The sequence below is a fragment of the Methanococcoides burtonii DSM 6242 genome (genome assembly GCF_000013725.1).
In the GTDB taxonomy this organism is placed as follows: Archaea; Halobacteriota; Methanosarcinia; order Methanosarcinales; family Methanosarcinaceae; genus Methanococcoides; species Methanococcoides burtonii.
In genome coordinates this window covers 1,380,082-1,393,843 of the sequence record NC_007955.1, presented here as the reverse complement: position 1 = coordinate 1,393,843, position 13,762 = coordinate 1,380,082, and the positions used below count along the sequence as shown (strand labels likewise).

The window sequence follows — 13,762 nt, the reverse complement described above, 5'->3', positions numbered from 1 at the left end:
TGGATGAAGCGAAAAAGTGATTTATTATGCTTTGTACTTAAAATCGATCTCACCCTTGATGACATCTTTAAATATTCCTCTGAGGTCCCAGAGAAGCTTTTTGTTTGCTTTGAATAATGCTTTTAACAGATTAATAAGGCTCATGCTTGTAAAGTTTATATCTCTGAGGGAATATGCAAGGGAATTGAGGTCTTCGTCAGTAAAATTAATGAACGTATCTTTGACAATAAGGCTATTGTTGATCTCTTTTCCAATTGTTGCTCTCCAGAGGTCTTCATATTCCTGAAGCGTATCTATGGAACAATCGCCTTTTCGGATAGCTTTGGCAGCAATTTCTCCTGCTATCTTTCCTGCGTCCATGGCATTGATAATTCCGCCGCCTGTTATTGGGTCTGACTGGCGTGCAGCATCTCCTACAAGCATAAGTCCATTAGCTATCGTTCTTTCAATAGTTCCACAAACCGGCACACCGCCTATCACCATTTCGATGATCTTGGCATCAGGCATGTTCTTTTCTATAAAGTCATTAAGGAGTTCTATGGGCTTATCTTTACCAGCTCTGCTACCCAGTATCCCTATTCCTACATTTGCCTTGTTCCCACCTTTTGGGAACATCCATACATAACCAGCAGGTGCTATTTCATTCCCTAGGTAGAAATAGCAGAATTCCTGGTCAATATTAGCATTACTTACGAGGTACTGTGCACAGGTTTCTATGTCAGAAGGTTTCACTGATGTTTCAATACCTGCCCAACGTCCTACCTTTGATTCTACCCCATCTGCACCAATAACTATCTTTGAGCGCACCTCATACTCTTTTCCTAAATGCATGAGCTTGATTCCGCAGACAGTATCATTTTCAATTATCAGGTCAGTTGCTCTTGTCTTGACCCGTACTTCAGCACCGGCCAATGCGCTTTCGTTAGCAAGTGCCCTGTCAAATATCTTCCGCTCGAGTACATAACCAACTTCCCCGCCGGACATCTCCTCTGCCATTTCGATCCTTGTTCCGTCCGGTGAAATGATGTATGACCCTTTTACATCTGCACATATCCATCGTGGATCTGGTTCAATATGTTGTTTTAAATGAAATTTACCTACGCCTTCAGCGCATCTGATAGGGTCGCCAATCTCCTGTCTCTTTTCTATCATCAATACGTCCAGTCCTTCCTTTGCCGCTGTTTTTGCAGCAATTGATCCTCCTGGGCCTGCACCAACAACAATGACATCGTAGTGGTCTTTCATCTGTTTACCTCAATGGCTCCGAGCGGGCATATCTTCTGACAAATGCCACATCCAGTACATTTATTGTCTACTTCAATCCATGTTTCGACAAGTTCCAGAGCTCCCGTTGGACAAACCCCTACACATGCACCGCAGTATCCACATATATATTTATTTACACTGATGCTCATTGATTATCACCGAATAGTTCAGATGTGTTGCTAGCATTATTACTTCCATTATAATATATGTTTCGTGGTATCCATTTGTCGGAATGATTGTATTATATGTTAGTACTTATAAGAAGCTGAAAATAATGGATTTTTTTCTCTTTTTGGACAATAATGCTAATATTAGTTATTTCATAATCTATTTTTTGTTCAAATTTTATGCAGCTTTTGGCAATATTGCAGGGGATATTGCTAGTGGTGCCGTACAAAAAAATCAATACTATTTTCTTACGTCGAACTAAACAACATTTTGATATGTTCTGACAACAGTTCTTCTTATGCAACATATCATGGTCTACATCACTGTGGAAAATATGGATGAAGCGCAAATGTTGGGAAAAGAGCTGGTATCAAGTAACCTTGCAGCATGTGCTAATATCCATCGCATTGACTCTGTTTACAGGTGGGGTTGCAAGATCGTTGAAGATAAGGAAGTAGTACTTATCTTAAAGACAATCTCGGAAATGTTTGATGAATTAAAAGAAACAGTAAGGTCGCTTCATAGCTACGATCTTCCATGTATTTGTTGGAACATTTCAGGGGATGAGGATTATCTACAGTGGGTCTCAGACGAAACCAGAAAGCTTTGATAAATGTGAGATCTTCACTCTTCCTTTTCCCGTCTCTGAACCGAATCTCTTCTCTGCATATTCTTTTGCCTGGCCTTTTCCGTGAAGCATGAGCTCGACTATGTCATGAGGCTCATCGATATCGGTACTTGCAAGGAATGAATCAAATATATGCATGCTTTTATCAAGTTCGTCTGTTATCTCACAATGACTTATAAAACTGCAATCGTGATATTTAACGGTGAACTCGTTAGGATGTCGTATGAAAAGTATATTAGTGCCACCGCCCTTTCCTGGGACTATCACCACATCTTCTGAAAAAGATATTATTTTTCTGATATGGTCACCGGTCACAAGAGGCAGGTCTGCCATGATTATCAATATGGGTTCGTTTGCATTTTGCAAGTATTCATTAATGGAATCGTTCAGTCCGGGCTCTGTGATGGTGACATTTCCATTAAAATCGTTTGGTATGCCCTCTGCAGAGGTCGTTAGGATGTCTATGTTCACTACTTCTGCATCGTCAAGTGCTTTAATGACATCTTTTAGCATGAGCTCTACGAACTCTTCTCTATCTTTCTTTGAGAGGATAGGGGATAACCTTGATTTTGCATTTTCGTTCTTATAAGGAATGACTGCTCTCATATTATATTTCCTCATATAATGCGTTCCTTCGCATTGGTTTACGGTCTGCGTTCGTGATTATCCATTCAAGTTCTTTTGGGGATAGGTATTCCCCATTGGCTCCTCCGGAAGCCAGGGTGATCTGGTCTTCCATAAGAGTGCCTCCAAGATCATTTGCTCCACAGGACAAGGCTACCTGTGCAAGCTTTTTGCCAAGCTTGACCCAGCAAGCCTGAAGGTTATCCACGTGGGTGTTGAGCAGTACTCTTGCAATAGCTATCAGTTTGAGGTCTTCCATTCCGGTAGTCATGAACTTTCCACTACGCAACATCTTCTCTCCAACACGGTTGTTGTAGGGCATGAAAGGCATGGTTATCAGTTCGGTGAACGCACCGGTCTCTTCCTGTATACTACGTATTGTCAGTATGTGGTCGAAGCGTTCTTCCCAGGTCTCCACATGACCGTACATTATGGTGGCATTGGTGCGCAGGCCGACCCTGTGGGATGCCTTGATGGTTTCTATCCACTGGTCCGTTGTGATCTTATCTTCGCAAATGATCTTTCGTACACGGTCCACAAGTATCTCTGCGGATGTCCCGGTAAGTGTGCCCAATCCGCTTTTTTTCAGTTCGCTAAAGGCATCTTCGATAGGTGTTTTTGAAAGGGATGAGGCATAGTAGATCTCCATGGGTGAGAATCCATGTATGGTCATATTAGGATATTTTGTGTGTATGCTTTTTACGATATCATTATAGAATTCAAGGTCCAGTTGTGGAAGATAACCGCCCTGGATGCAAATCTCCACGGCACCGGCCTTTTCTGCCTGTCCGACCTGTTCAAGTATCTCTTCAATTGTCAGTATGTATCCTTTCTCTTCCCTGAAACCGCAGAAACCACAGTTTCCTTTGCACATGTTGGTGATGTAGATGTTCTTGTTATTGACATAGGTCACTGTATCTCCAACGGCTTCTTTACGCAGGTTGTTTGCGAGTGTGAAAAGCTCAAAGGGATTTACATCAAGAAGTTCAAATGCATCTTCCTTTGTTGCTTTTCCCATGTAGGCCCGGTCTATGATATCTTCGGGAATGGTCATTATCTTATGCTCCTGTAAAGTGTATCTCTCTGAACTGGTTTCCTATCTGTGGCCCTTATGATCCATTCCAGTTCTTCTGCAGAGATGGCCTCGCCACTGGATGCTCCTGCTGAACTTGAAATACTTTCTTCCATGAGCGTGCCACCCATGTCGTTCGCACCACAGTATAGAGCCATTTGTGCAAGCTTCTTTCCAAGTTTTACCCAGCTTGTCTGGATGTTGTTGATGTGTGTATTGAGCAATATGCGTGCAATGGCATAGATCTTAAGGTCGTCTATGCCTGTGTTCATGAATCGGCCTTCTTCCATCATTTTCTCGCCTATGGGGTTATTGTAAGGCATGAACGAAAGAGGTACGAATTCAGAGAATCCACCTGTATCTTTTTGTATTCTTCTTATGGTAAGGATGTGCTCGATCCTGTCCTCCCACGTATCCACGTGGCCGTACATCATTGTTGCAGTGGTCTGAATTCCCAGTTTGTGTGCAAGGGTTACAGTGTCTATCCATTCCTGTCTTGTTAACTTGTCCGGGCAGATGATATTTCTTACTTTGTCTACAAGAATTTCGGCTGCTGTTCCAGGCATCGTGTTCAATCCGTTGGCCTTGAGTGTTTTCAGTGTTTCTTCGACTGAAAGACCACTGGCCTTTGCAGCATGATTTACTTCCATCGGAGAGAAGCAGTGGGTGTGAATGTGTGGGTAATCGGACTTGACAGCTTTGAGAATATCAATATATAGGTCAATTTTCACATTAGGTAGCAATCCGCCCTGGATGCATACTTCGGTCGCACCGGAAACATGGGCTTCCTTTATTTTATCCTTAATCTGATCAATGGAAAGTAGGTACCCTTTTTTATCCTTGAATGCACAGAATCCGCATGTTCCGATACATATATCTGTGAAATTGATGTTGCGGTTGACGATATAGGTAACGTTATCACCAACGGCTTTAGCTCTGATCTGGTCTGCAAGTTCAAACAGTTCAAAGGGTTCTATTTCCAGTAGGGTAAGAGCATCTTCTTTGGTAGTAGTACCCTGATATGCTCTCTCTTTAATTTCGTCGGGGATCATCGCTGCTTCCTCTTAAATCCGTTTTTATCAGTAAGTGTTTCTATCAGGTAGGAAAGGTTGTTGCTGTACCATCCTTTCTTTATGTGCTGTGGGTATATGGGCAATCTTTCCCGAAGTTCTATTTCTTTTATCATCTTTTGAAGTTCGATGACATCCGGCCACTCAGCTTCCGGATTTATCCAGTCAATGGTTGTGGGTGATATCCCTCCAAGGTCTGATGCACCTGCTTTTATCAATGAATATGGGTCGATAAGGTTTGGTGCGACCTGAACTGCAACATCTGAAGGCAGTATTTCTCTTGCAATCGCAACTGTATCTATCATTTCTTCTTTTGATGGGGGGGCATGGTCTGCCATAGGGGTGTCAGGTTTTGGCATGAAGTTCTGGATGATGACCTCTTGTATGTGTCCAAATTCCTTGTGAATATCTGCAATGGTATTGAGTGAACGTTTGCGGTCATCCTTTGTTTCTCCGATACCCACCAGTATGCCTGTGGTAAATGGTATCTTTAACTTGCCGGCAGTCCTTATCATTTCTATGCGGGTGGATGGTTTTTTTCCCGGAGATTCTGAATGTGCTTTCAGTTCCGCAGTAGTTTCCAGCATAAGACCCATGCTTATGTTCAAAGGCTTCAATATCTCGAGTTCTTTCCGGTTCAGAATACCGGCATTGGTATGCGGCAGAAGTCCTATTTCGATAGCAAGTTTACAAAGGTCTGCGACATACTCGACAGTAGTGGAATATCCAAGTTTTTCAAGTTCCAGTAGATATTCCGGTACTTCTTCAGCATATTCTCCAAAAACAAAAAGGGCTTCAGTACATCCTGCCTTTTCTCCCCTTTCAAGGATTGGCCTGATCTCCGACATGCTCATTAGGTGGGCTTCAGGATGTCCGGCATCGCGCCTAAAGGTGCAATAGCCGCAAAGGTTCCTGCAAATATTGGTAACAGGAATGAAAACATTGCGCGAGAATGTCACAAATTCGGGCATAATTGGTCAATGAATGAAGGATTTAGTACATAAGCTTAATTGAAGGTTCCAACTAATATATTTTTGCTGGGAACTAAATAATATTCTTGAACCCCTTATAAGAAAAAAAAGAAATCGGTGAAATGATCAATTTACTTCGCCTAAAATGAGGTTCATGGTGTTTTTAACACCAAGGGCGACCCCTTCCACTTCGATCCCACCCTTGCCTTTTGCGCCATCTCCGACCACGTATAGCCCTTTTATAGGGGTTGTATTGCCAATATCGGTCCCGGATGAAGACCTGTTGACAGGCCAGCCACCGTAATATGATTGTGTAAGAATGATCTCGTAATCCTTGTTCGGGAATATTTGTTTTAGGTCCGCTATGCCCATATCGATCTCTTCTTCAAGGTAAGGTATTTTGTCCCATTGCACCGTCTGGTGTGCCATGACCAGATGTTTTCCCCGGGGTGCGAGTTTTGGATCGATGTTAGTGACCTCATTGATACCATTGACCCTTTTTGCCGATGGTGTGAACAACACCCCCCCATGGCCTATGAGCGGTTCATTGGCAGCAAGACAGATCTTCACTCCGGCGGAGGGCTTTATCGTTCTTATCTTGTCAATGTATTGCTTGTATTGGGGTGTGGTGGGTGCATCCTTGTAAAGGTCACTTGTGAATGGGTGTCCGATATTGCTGATGACGATGTCTGACATATGCTTTTGTCCATCAATTAGGACGCCAACGGCTTTTCCGTTCTCCACCAATATCTCTGTAACTTCTGTTTTTGTCTCGATGCTTCCACCGTTTTTCCTTACAACGTCTGCAAGGGCATCGGTAACTGCTTTACAGCCACCTATTGGGACTCCTGGTCCTCCGTGTCGATAGAGATTCTCGAATATCTCAAATGCCTCCTCTACGGGAGTATCTGCTGCTTTCAGGCTCAGTGCCCAACCACAGAATGAGTCTGCCATCTGGTGAGCAATTGGCATGTTGAGGTTCTTTGTTATCCATTCTCCAAAAGAGCAGTTTTTAGGAGGCCATTTTCTGGTCGAGATTAATAATAATGCAAGTTTTATGCGGTTCCATACTGAAAATGTTGAACCAAACTCTCCAAATGAAACATCTTTGTATATTCCATTCTCAAGGTCTTCATGTATTCTCATGAATGCGGTATCGTCCTGTCTTTCAATGGTGACATCTGCACCCACTTCTCTGATAAGTTGAGCAAGTGGCCCGGTTGGTCCATGGGGTAGCATGTGAAGTGCGCCGGTGGTCAATTGATACCCTTTGATGTCGAAGTTGGTGAACCTTCCTCCTATCATTGCGAGGCGTTCGAACACTTCGACTTCATATCCTTTTCCGGATAGTTTGGCTGCGCTGAGCAACCCTCCCAGCCCTGCTCCTATTACGATCGCTTTCATTCATCTGCCTCAATCGCTTTCATGGGGCAATATGTTGCACATATTCCACAATTTACACATGCATCGGTGATGTGTGCCTTACTTTTTACGATGATCGCATCGATTTTGCAAAATGCTGTACATTGGCCGCATCCAACACAGTTGTCGTTGATCTTCATGAATCTTCCTCGAGTTGGAGTTCTTTTAGTTCCTTAATATTAAAAGTATTTTGTTCGAATTTGCGGAAATGTGTTTCATATATTTCGATGTTGTCTTATGTAGGCCTGGTAACTAAGCAATGTATTAATACTGATGCGTTCTATTTGTATTGTACTATTATTTGTGGGCGCATAGTTTTTTTTGCTGTTCTGTTTTGTATTTAGCAATGTATTCTAATTATCATTATCAATAATGACAATCCTTTTATAGTAATATATCTGATTGTAATGTGGTGATATACATGTCCACGGAAACTATACAAGTAGTAGCTCGTAAAGAAGGTGAAATGGTTTCAAAGAAGGTCAAGGCTGCGCCTTATGAATTTACTATTGCCACCCGCGCAAAGTGGGAGATGGTGATATCTAATGAGGATCTGGAACTTCGTGCTGGAGAATATAAGAAGATCGCTATTAAAGAGGTCACATTGGACGCTGACACACTTGCAATTCCATGTGCGTTTACTTATCATGCAGTTGCTTCCGTTCTGAAGGTATCTTCAAAGGAAGGAAATTGCCTTGTTGAAAGTCCGCGTACTATCAGTCATGCTTATGTATTCGGACAGGAGACTGGAAAGGTTAGGGCAGGGGACCTGCTTGGTGTATTGAATGTCTTCCCGATCATGTTCACAAGGGAAGCTATGAAACCTGTTCTTGTTAAATGAACAGCTCCAGGGGGATTTAAATGGAAAAATGCGTGATATGTGGGGATGATCAGGATTTCAAGCAATATGAGAGCTACAATATCTGTACCTCCTGTGCTGATATCATGGAAGACGTGATGAGCGAGTATTTCATGAAAACGGTGAGCGATGCTACTAAACCGAAGGCGCATGAAGGCTATCTGCACTATCTTGATAATACTAGTCGATATGTGAGTGATTACAAGAAGATCCTCTCTAAATCACACAAATATACTGTCGATATTTCTGAGCGCGCAGATAATGCTCTCCATGAAAGTAAGATACCTTCAAAGCAGCGCTATTTTGAACGAATGCATGAGGTGCTTGATTGGCTTGAGGGAACACCACAGTTCTATCATTATTATTTCAAGGAATATTACAAATGTCCGAGCTGTGACACTTCCATCTTTGATAAATATGAATCTGAAGAAGTTGGAGAGTGGCTTGTGATATCTTGTTCGAATTGTGGGGCAATGGTCAAGAAGTATTTCTCTCCAAAGATAGTCTGATATCTGTAAAGCAGATATGTCCTGCTTTCTTTGACTTTTTTTAAATTTTGCAGAATACTCACTTTTCCCACTCAAAGAAATTTCAAATATGCGTTTTTTTACTAAATTTCTATTCAAAATCTGCACAGTCCTTCTATTCTTCTCCTGTTGATATTTAGTCATCTTTTGTTATGAATGTGTGTTTTTTGGAAATAGTTATATAGAGACTACTATATCTACGATTATTAATCTTCAGGTGATTCATCATGTCAGTAATAATCGATAGTAGCAGTATTATCAATAGTTACATTCCGGTTGCTGTGTTTCTTGTTGTTTCGCTTCTGATGCCTCCGGCAACGATGGCTATGGTTAAGTTGGTAAGCCCCAGAAGCAAATCACCTAACAAATACACGACCTATGAATGTGGTTCAGATCCGTTAGGAGATGCGCGGATACAGTTCAATGTTGAGTATTATCTTTATGCGATAGCATTTGTTCTGTTCGATATCGAAGTTCTTTTCCTGTACCCATGGGCAATGATCTATCAGGGTACCTCTGTCGATATGGTAACAGCGATCGTTGAGATGCTTATCTTCATTTTTGTTCTGTTGTTCGGATATGCATACTTATGGAAGAAGGGTGCTCTTAAATGGATGAATTAAACGATAACGAAACAGTCGAGAATCAGGAGGGGTACGTGGAAGAGATCCCCGGTGTAATCACCACCACTTCCATGGCTATCACTGAATTCTTGAAAAAGACAAAGGCCCAGGATTTAATTAACTGGGGTAGGAAGAACTCTCTGTGGTTCCTGACTCAGCCAATGGGTTGCTGTGGTGTGGAAATGATCGCTACCGGTTGTGCACACTATGATACTGACAGGTTCGGTATCATCCCACGTAATTCCCCAAGGGCTGCAGATGTCATGATCATTAGTGGATATGTGACAAAGAAATACCTTCCTGCTCTTAATACGCTCTGGGAACAGATGGCTGCACCAAAGTGGGTAATTTGCATGGGTGACTGCTCTATTAGTGGTGGTCCTTTCTATGAATCTTACAGCACAGTGCAGAACATCGATAAAATGTTCCCTATAGATGTTTTTATTCCAGGATGTCCACCAAGGCCGGAAGCCCTGCTTCAGGGATTCATTGAGCTTCAGAAGAAGATCATGGCTAAAAAGGACCATGGGACGGATTATTGAGGTGATTACATGGATGCAAAAACCATTATTGATTCATTGGTTAATAAGTTCCAGGACTCCCTCGTGGATGCAAAAGCAGATTCTGATATCAGGGTATCTGCTTATCTGGAACCGGAAAAGATCGTAGAAGTCTGCCAGTACATGAAAGATGAACTTTTATTTGATCATCTCTCAAGCGAGACTGCTGTAGATTATCCTAAAAGGAACGAGATCGTGGTTGTTTATCACATTGGTTCATATGACCATTCTGTTCTAATGACCATCAAAATTAAACTTCCCCGTGATGCTCCGGAGATCGAGTCTATTGTTCCTGTTTATTGGAATGCAAATTGGTATGAAAGAGAAACATACGAACTGTTCGGTGTTAAATTTAACAATCACCCCAACCTCAAACCTCTGGTCCTCCCAGATGAATTGATGGGAGATTGGCCTTTGAGAAAGGATTACGAAGGCTTCCCGAACAGAACTGCCAGAAATTTGGTGTGAGGGTATAAATATGGATGAAACAGTTGGCCCATCAGAAATGATCGTTCACCTTGGACCTCAACATCCGATGCAACCAGGACCATTTAGGTTAAACCTGAAACTGAAAGGTGAAACCGTGGTCGATGGTGATATCGAGTTGGGATTTATTCACAAGGGTATTGAAAAAATCTTAGAAAACAAAACGTACCTTCAAGGCATACCTATCGTTGACAGGATCTGTTATCTTACAGCAATGACAAACGAAGAAGCTTATGTCGGTGCTGTTGAAAAACTTGCAGACATTGAAGTTCCTGAAAAATCCCAGTATATCAGGGTTATTGTTGAAGAACTGTCAAGATTACAGAGCCACCTTCTTGGAATGGGTGAGTTCGGTGAGTTCATTGGTTTCGTATCAATGTTCATGTATACGATCAAGGAAAGGGAAGATATTCTCTCTTTGATGGACATGGTGACAGGAGCACGTATCACACACACATTCCTCAGGTTTGGCGGTGTACGTGATGATCTTCCTGAAGGATTCAAGGAAAAATCTGTAGCCGTATTTGCAAGTCTCAGGGAACAGATAGCAGATTATGATAAGCTGTTCAACCATGATGAGATCTACAAGTTACGTTGTTTCGGTGTTGGTGTTCTTGATTCAAAGACTGCAAGAGATCTTGGGGTATCAGGACCGGCACTTCGTGCAACAGGCGTTCCTTTCGATATAAGGAAAGATGAACCTTATCTTGTTTACAAGGACCTTGATTTCAAAGTATGTACAGCTACTGACGGCGACATCGCAGCCCGTATCAATGTGAGGCTCGAAGAAATGCTGGAAGCAATGTACATAATAGAACAATGTCTTGACCAGATGCCAAGCGGCCCTATCTTCTTCGAGGATTCATTATACGGTGTAAGGACACCTGTGATGAGGGTTCCTGAGGGAGATATTTTCCACAGGGTAGAGGATCCACGTGGAGAAATGGGATTCTATGTGGTATCAGATGGTTCTGACAAACCTCACCGTGTAAAGATAAGGGGACCGGTATATCCGACAATGCAGGCATTACCTCCACTGATAAAAGGCACTACTATTGCCGATGTGGCTGCAATTGCAGGCAGTATGGACGGATGTACGAGTGAGGCGGACAGGTGATTATGATGTCTTCAGAAGTTATAGATATTCTTTTCAATCCCTGGGTTCGCACTCTGATCGGTCTTTGTCTGATCGGTGTAGTTTTCGGCGGTGCTATGATAGTTGTCTGGTTTGAACGTAAACTATCAGGCGATATTCAGTTCAGGCTTGGTCCTAAATATGTAGGTCCTTTCGGTCTGTTCCAGCTTGTGGCCGATGCTATCAAGTTGATGACCAAAGAAGATCTTATTCCATCAAAAGCAGACCGTTTACTGTTCGTATCAGCACCTATCGTGCTTATGGGTTCAGTGTTCCTGATGCTTGTGGCAATTCCATTCGGTGCAGTCTTTGTCAATGGTGTCGAGTATCCTATCGTGGGTACAGAAATGGACATAAGTATTCTTTATATTGAAGCAGTGTCTTCGATCTCTATTATCGGTGCTTTCATGTATGCATACAGTTCCAACAACAAGTATTCACTTCTTGGTGCTTTCAGGAACTTTGCAAGAATGATCGGATATGAAGTTCCACTCGGTATCACTATAGTAAGTGTAGCTGTAATGGTAGGTTCATTGAATATTGTTGAGATAGCACAGGCACAGAGCCCGATCTGGTTCATATTCCTTCAGCCTCTCGGATTCATCGTGTTCTTTATTGCATTGATGGCCGATATGGGTCGTCTTCCGTTCGATCAGAACGAATCTGAAGAAGAACTGGTCGCAGGATGGATCACAGAATACACAGGTATGAGATTTGGTCTTGGTTTCTTTGCTGAATATATCCACCTGATCCTTGGTTCAATGCTTGTTGTACTCTTGTTCCTTGGTGGCTGGAATCTACCTTCATTCCTGACAAATGTCACGATACTTGGAGTTTTCCTTCCAACATTATTCTATCTGTTGAAGGTCGCTCTTGTTATACTGACCATCATCATGCTTAGATGGGCTGTTCCAAGGTTCAGGATCGATCAGGTTGTTGACCTGAGCTGGAAAAGACTTCTCCCACTTTCATTATTGAACCTTGGATGGGCAATAATGCTGGGTATTTATCTGGGAATGTGATACCATGGTATTGAAAAATATTGTTCGAGCTGTTAAGAATATCTACAAGCCCCCTATTACCAGAAGGTATCCTGAGGTGCCCACCGAATTATCTGACAGGTTCAGGGGGCTTCAAAAACTTGATAAAAGTAAATGTATAGGCTGTGGTATTTGCGCAAACACCTGCCCCAACAGTGCGATCAAGATCGTAAGGGCAAGGGTAAACAAAGACAGTGACAAAACAAGATGGTTCCCTGCTATCGATATTAGCCACTGTATGTTCTGTGGTCTTTGTATCGATCAATGTCCACAGGATGCGCTTTCAAGCACAAAAGTCTACACAACCGGTGTGATAAGATTGACCCATGAAGAATTATTGTACACTCCGGACATGTTAGCACGTGAAATTCCGGTAGGGGAGAATGGTGAGTGAAATGATAGGTATAATCGAAGGTATCATCTTCTTTATCGTTGCTCTTGTACTGATCTCATTTGCTATCCTTTCAGTAGTAACAAAGGATATAGTCCGTGCAGCACTTGCACTGATCATCTCTATGTTTACAGTTGCCGCTGTTTACATAATGCTGAATGCACAGTTTTTGGGTATTGTCCAGATCCTTGTGTATGTAGGAGCAATTGGAGTTCTGATACTGTTCGCAGTGATGCTGACTAAGAAAACAATGGGGCGTGAGAACAATGACCAATGATCGTCCAACAATTCTGGATTCATTCATTCACCAGTTCCATCCTAAGAAACAGATAATAAAGTTGCTGAACATAGAGGCACCTTCTTTGAGAGGTGTCCTTGATACGATGTTCAGGTTAACTATCGCGGCTCTGTTCCTTGCGGTGATCTTTGTATCACTATATGGTACCGGATGGACAACAGTGGACCAGCTTCCACAGAATATTGCTGATCAAAGTAACATCAAAGCTCTGGGTGTATTGATATTTACAGACTTTGTAGTTCCATTTGAGATACTTTCCATAGTATTGCTCTCTTCATTGATCGGTGCGATCTACATGGCAAAAGGAGATGATAACTGATGATCCCATTGAATTGGTATCTGGCTCTTTCAGCTATCGTGTTCTCCATAGGACTCTATGGCTTGATGACCCATAAGAACGGTATCAGGATGCTGATGTGCGTGGAACTTATGTTAAACTCCGCAAACATTAATCTTGTTGCCTTCTCAAGTTATAATAATGATATGACAGGACAGGTATTTGCTCTGTTCTCCATTGCACTCGCAGCAGCAGAAGCAGCTATTGGATTTGCAATACTCATGTCAATTTACAGGATGCGAGATATGATAGATGTTGATAAACTTAACATATTGAGGTGGTAAA

20 protein-coding genes are annotated in these 13,762 nt (G+C 42.3%); 12 read left to right on the top strand and 8 right to left on the bottom strand.

The window, feature by feature from the left end:
• Positions 1-24: 24 nt before the first annotated feature.
• On the bottom strand, positions 25-1,245 hold the full coding sequence (locus MBUR_RS06725; RefSeq protein WP_011499371.1) for an NAD(P)/FAD-dependent oxidoreductase: 1,221 nt from the start codon (positions 1,243-1,245) through the stop codon (positions 25-27).
• Positions 1,242-1,415 carry a 4Fe-4S binding protein gene (locus MBUR_RS06720; RefSeq protein WP_011499370.1) on the bottom strand — a complete coding sequence of 58 codons (174 nt, stop codon included), beginning with the start codon at positions 1,413-1,415 and terminating at the stop codon, positions 1,242-1,244. Before MBUR_RS06720 ends, MBUR_RS06725 begins: the two co-directional genes overlap by 4 nt.
• A 317-nt stretch (positions 1,416-1,732) precedes the next feature.
• On the opposite strand from MBUR_RS06720, the gene cutA reads away from it, so the two are divergent.
• Positions 1,733-2,044, top strand: coding sequence for a divalent-cation tolerance protein CutA (gene cutA, locus MBUR_RS06710; RefSeq protein ID WP_011499369.1), 312 nt, complete (start codon positions 1,733-1,735; stop codon positions 2,042-2,044).
• Here cutA and cofC read toward each other — a convergent pair.
• From cofC to MBUR_RS06680, 6 genes are all read right to left on the bottom strand, one after another.
• Entirely contained in the window at positions 2,021-2,668 is a 648-nt protein-coding gene (cofC, locus tag MBUR_RS06705; RefSeq protein ID WP_048063292.1) for a 2-phospho-L-lactate guanylyltransferase, read from the bottom strand. The two genes, cutA and cofC, sit on opposite strands and share 24 nt — an antisense overlap.
• A 1-nt stretch (position 2,669) precedes the next feature.
• A complete protein-coding gene (gene cofH / locus MBUR_RS06700; protein WP_011499367.1) occupies positions 2,670-3,740 on the bottom strand; it encodes a 5-amino-6-(D-ribitylamino)uracil--L-tyrosine 4-hydroxyphenyl transferase CofH in 1,071 nt (356 codons plus the stop codon).
• A complete protein-coding gene (gene cofH / locus MBUR_RS06695; protein ID WP_011499366.1) occupies positions 3,740-4,810 on the bottom strand; it encodes a 5-amino-6-(D-ribitylamino)uracil--L-tyrosine 4-hydroxyphenyl transferase CofH in 1,071 nt (356 codons plus the stop codon). The genes cofH (MBUR_RS06700) and cofH (MBUR_RS06695) overlap by 1 nt, the downstream gene beginning before the upstream one ends.
• Positions 4,807-5,799, bottom strand: coding sequence for a 7,8-didemethyl-8-hydroxy-5-deazariboflavin synthase CofG (gene cofG / locus MBUR_RS06690; protein ID WP_011499365.1), 993 nt, complete (start codon positions 5,797-5,799; stop codon positions 4,807-4,809). The genes cofH (MBUR_RS06695) and cofG overlap by 4 nt, the downstream gene beginning before the upstream one ends.
• Before the next feature lie 126 nt (positions 5,800-5,925).
• A complete protein-coding gene (locus tag MBUR_RS06685; protein ID WP_011499364.1) occupies positions 5,926-7,203 on the bottom strand; it encodes a phytoene desaturase family protein in 1,278 nt (425 codons plus the stop codon).
• Complete coding sequence (locus MBUR_RS06680) at positions 7,200-7,361, bottom strand: 4Fe-4S binding protein (RefSeq protein ID WP_011499363.1); 162 nt, start codon at positions 7,359-7,361, stop codon at positions 7,200-7,202. The genes MBUR_RS06685 and MBUR_RS06680 overlap by 4 nt, the downstream gene beginning before the upstream one ends.
• A 281-nt stretch (positions 7,362-7,642) precedes the next feature.
• Here MBUR_RS06680 and MBUR_RS06675 point away from each other — a divergent pair, with 281 nt between their 5' ends.
• The 11 genes from MBUR_RS06675 to fpoK all read left to right on the top strand — a co-directional run bounded on the left by MBUR_RS06675 (position 7,643) and on the right by fpoK (position 13,761).
• Positions 7,643-8,062: a DUF22 domain-containing protein gene (locus MBUR_RS06675; RefSeq protein ID WP_011499362.1), complete on the top strand. Its 420-nt coding sequence runs from the start codon at positions 7,643-7,645 to the stop codon at positions 8,060-8,062.
• 20 nt (positions 8,063-8,082) lie between these two features.
• The gene (locus MBUR_RS06670; protein ID WP_011499361.1) at positions 8,083-8,589 is read left to right on the top strand and encodes a hypothetical protein; all 507 of its coding nucleotides are present in this window, start codon (positions 8,083-8,085) and stop codon (positions 8,587-8,589) included.
• Positions 8,590-8,834: 245 nt separating this feature from the next.
• A complete protein-coding gene (gene fpoA, locus MBUR_RS06665; RefSeq protein WP_011499360.1) occupies positions 8,835-9,230 on the top strand; it encodes a F420H2 dehydrogenase subunit FpoA in 396 nt (131 codons plus the stop codon).
• Complete coding sequence (gene fpoB, locus MBUR_RS06660) at positions 9,218-9,772, top strand: F(420)H(2) dehydrogenase subunit B (protein WP_011499359.1); 555 nt, start codon at positions 9,218-9,220, stop codon at positions 9,770-9,772. The genes fpoA and fpoB overlap by 13 nt, the downstream gene beginning before the upstream one ends.
• 9 nt (positions 9,773-9,781) lie before the next feature.
• On the top strand, positions 9,782-10,258 hold the full coding sequence (gene fpoC / locus MBUR_RS06655; RefSeq protein ID WP_011499358.1) for a F420H2 dehydrogenase subunit FpoC: 477 nt from the start codon (positions 9,782-9,784) through the stop codon (positions 10,256-10,258).
• A gap of 10 nt (positions 10,259-10,268) precedes the next feature.
• On the top strand, positions 10,269-11,393 hold the full coding sequence (fpoD, locus tag MBUR_RS06650) for a F420H2 dehydrogenase subunit FpoD (RefSeq protein WP_011499357.1): 1,125 nt from the start codon (positions 10,269-10,271) through the stop codon (positions 11,391-11,393).
• A gap of 5 nt (positions 11,394-11,398) precedes the next feature.
• Positions 11,399-12,433, top strand: a complete 1,035-nt coding sequence (fpoH, locus tag MBUR_RS06645) for a F420H2 dehydrogenase subunit FpoH (RefSeq protein ID WP_011499356.1) — start codon at positions 11,399-11,401, stop codon at positions 12,431-12,433.
• Between the two features lie 4 nt (positions 12,434-12,437).
• Entirely contained in the window at positions 12,438-12,845 is a 408-nt protein-coding gene (fpoI, locus tag MBUR_RS06640; protein ID WP_011499355.1) for a F420H2 dehydrogenase subunit FpoI, read from the top strand.
• Between the two features lies 1 nt (position 12,846).
• Positions 12,847-13,119, top strand: a complete 273-nt coding sequence (locus MBUR_RS14570; RefSeq protein WP_269479020.1) for an NADH-quinone oxidoreductase subunit J — start codon at positions 12,847-12,849, stop codon at positions 13,117-13,119.
• Complete coding sequence (fpoJ, locus tag MBUR_RS14565; protein ID WP_269479019.1) at positions 13,109-13,459, top strand: F420H2 dehydrogenase subunit FpoJ; 351 nt, start codon at positions 13,109-13,111, stop codon at positions 13,457-13,459. Before MBUR_RS14570 ends, fpoJ begins: the two co-directional genes overlap by 11 nt.
• The gene (gene fpoK, locus MBUR_RS06625; protein WP_011499354.1) at positions 13,459-13,761 is read left to right on the top strand and encodes a F420H2 dehydrogenase subunit FpoK; all 303 of its coding nucleotides are present in this window, start codon (positions 13,459-13,461) and stop codon (positions 13,759-13,761) included. The genes fpoJ and fpoK overlap by 1 nt, the downstream gene beginning before the upstream one ends.
• The last annotated feature ends 1 nt before the right edge of the window (position 13,762 follow it).

Bases quoted from the DNA above. Each gene is read 5' to 3' on its own strand.
- MBUR_RS06670 (WP_011499361.1), top strand. From the start codon at position 8,083: ATGGAAAAATGCGTGATATGTGGGGATGATCAGGATTTCAAGCAATAT.
- cofC (WP_048063292.1), bottom strand. From the start codon at position 2,668: ATGAGAGCAGTCATTCCTTATAAGAACGAAAATGCAAAATCAAGGTTA.
- cofG (WP_011499365.1), bottom strand. From the start codon at position 5,799: ATGCCCGAATTTGTGACATTCTCGCGCAATGTTTTCATTCCTGTTACC.
- MBUR_RS14570 (WP_269479020.1), top strand. From the start codon at position 12,847: ATGATAGGTATAATCGAAGGTATCATCTTCTTTATCGTTGCTCTTGTA.
- MBUR_RS06685 (WP_011499364.1), bottom strand. From the start codon at position 7,203: ATGAAAGCGATCGTAATAGGAGCAGGGCTGGGAGGGTTGCTCAGCGCA.
- cofH (WP_011499366.1), bottom strand. From the start codon at position 4,810: ATGATCCCCGACGAAATTAAAGAGAGAGCATATCAGGGTACTACTACC.
- MBUR_RS06725 (WP_011499371.1), bottom strand. From the start codon at position 1,245: ATGAAAGACCACTACGATGTCATTGTTGTTGGTGCAGGCCCAGGAGGA.
- fpoI (WP_011499355.1), top strand. From the start codon at position 12,438: ATGGTATTGAAAAATATTGTTCGAGCTGTTAAGAATATCTACAAGCCC.
- fpoK (WP_011499354.1), top strand. From the start codon at position 13,459: ATGATCCCATTGAATTGGTATCTGGCTCTTTCAGCTATCGTGTTCTCC.
- MBUR_RS06680 (WP_011499363.1), bottom strand. From the start codon at position 7,361: ATGAAGATCAACGACAACTGTGTTGGATGCGGCCAATGTACAGCATTT.
- fpoA (WP_011499360.1), top strand. From the start codon at position 8,835: ATGTCAGTAATAATCGATAGTAGCAGTATTATCAATAGTTACATTCCG.
- fpoD (WP_011499357.1), top strand. From the start codon at position 10,269: ATGGATGAAACAGTTGGCCCATCAGAAATGATCGTTCACCTTGGACCT.
- cofH (WP_011499367.1), bottom strand. From the start codon at position 3,740: ATGACCATTCCCGAAGATATCATAGACCGGGCCTACATGGGAAAAGCA.
- fpoB (WP_011499359.1), top strand. From the start codon at position 9,218: ATGGATGAATTAAACGATAACGAAACAGTCGAGAATCAGGAGGGGTAC.
- fpoH (WP_011499356.1), top strand. From the start codon at position 11,399: ATGTCTTCAGAAGTTATAGATATTCTTTTCAATCCCTGGGTTCGCACT.
- cutA (WP_011499369.1), top strand. From the start codon at position 1,733: ATGCAACATATCATGGTCTACATCACTGTGGAAAATATGGATGAAGCG.
- fpoC (WP_011499358.1), top strand. From the start codon at position 9,782: ATGGATGCAAAAACCATTATTGATTCATTGGTTAATAAGTTCCAGGAC.
- MBUR_RS06675 (WP_011499362.1), top strand. From the start codon at position 7,643: ATGTCCACGGAAACTATACAAGTAGTAGCTCGTAAAGAAGGTGAAATG.
- MBUR_RS06720 (WP_011499370.1), bottom strand. From the start codon at position 1,415: ATGAGCATCAGTGTAAATAAATATATATGTGGATACTGCGGTGCATGT.
- fpoJ (WP_269479019.1), top strand. From the start codon at position 13,109: ATGACCAATGATCGTCCAACAATTCTGGATTCATTCATTCACCAGTTC.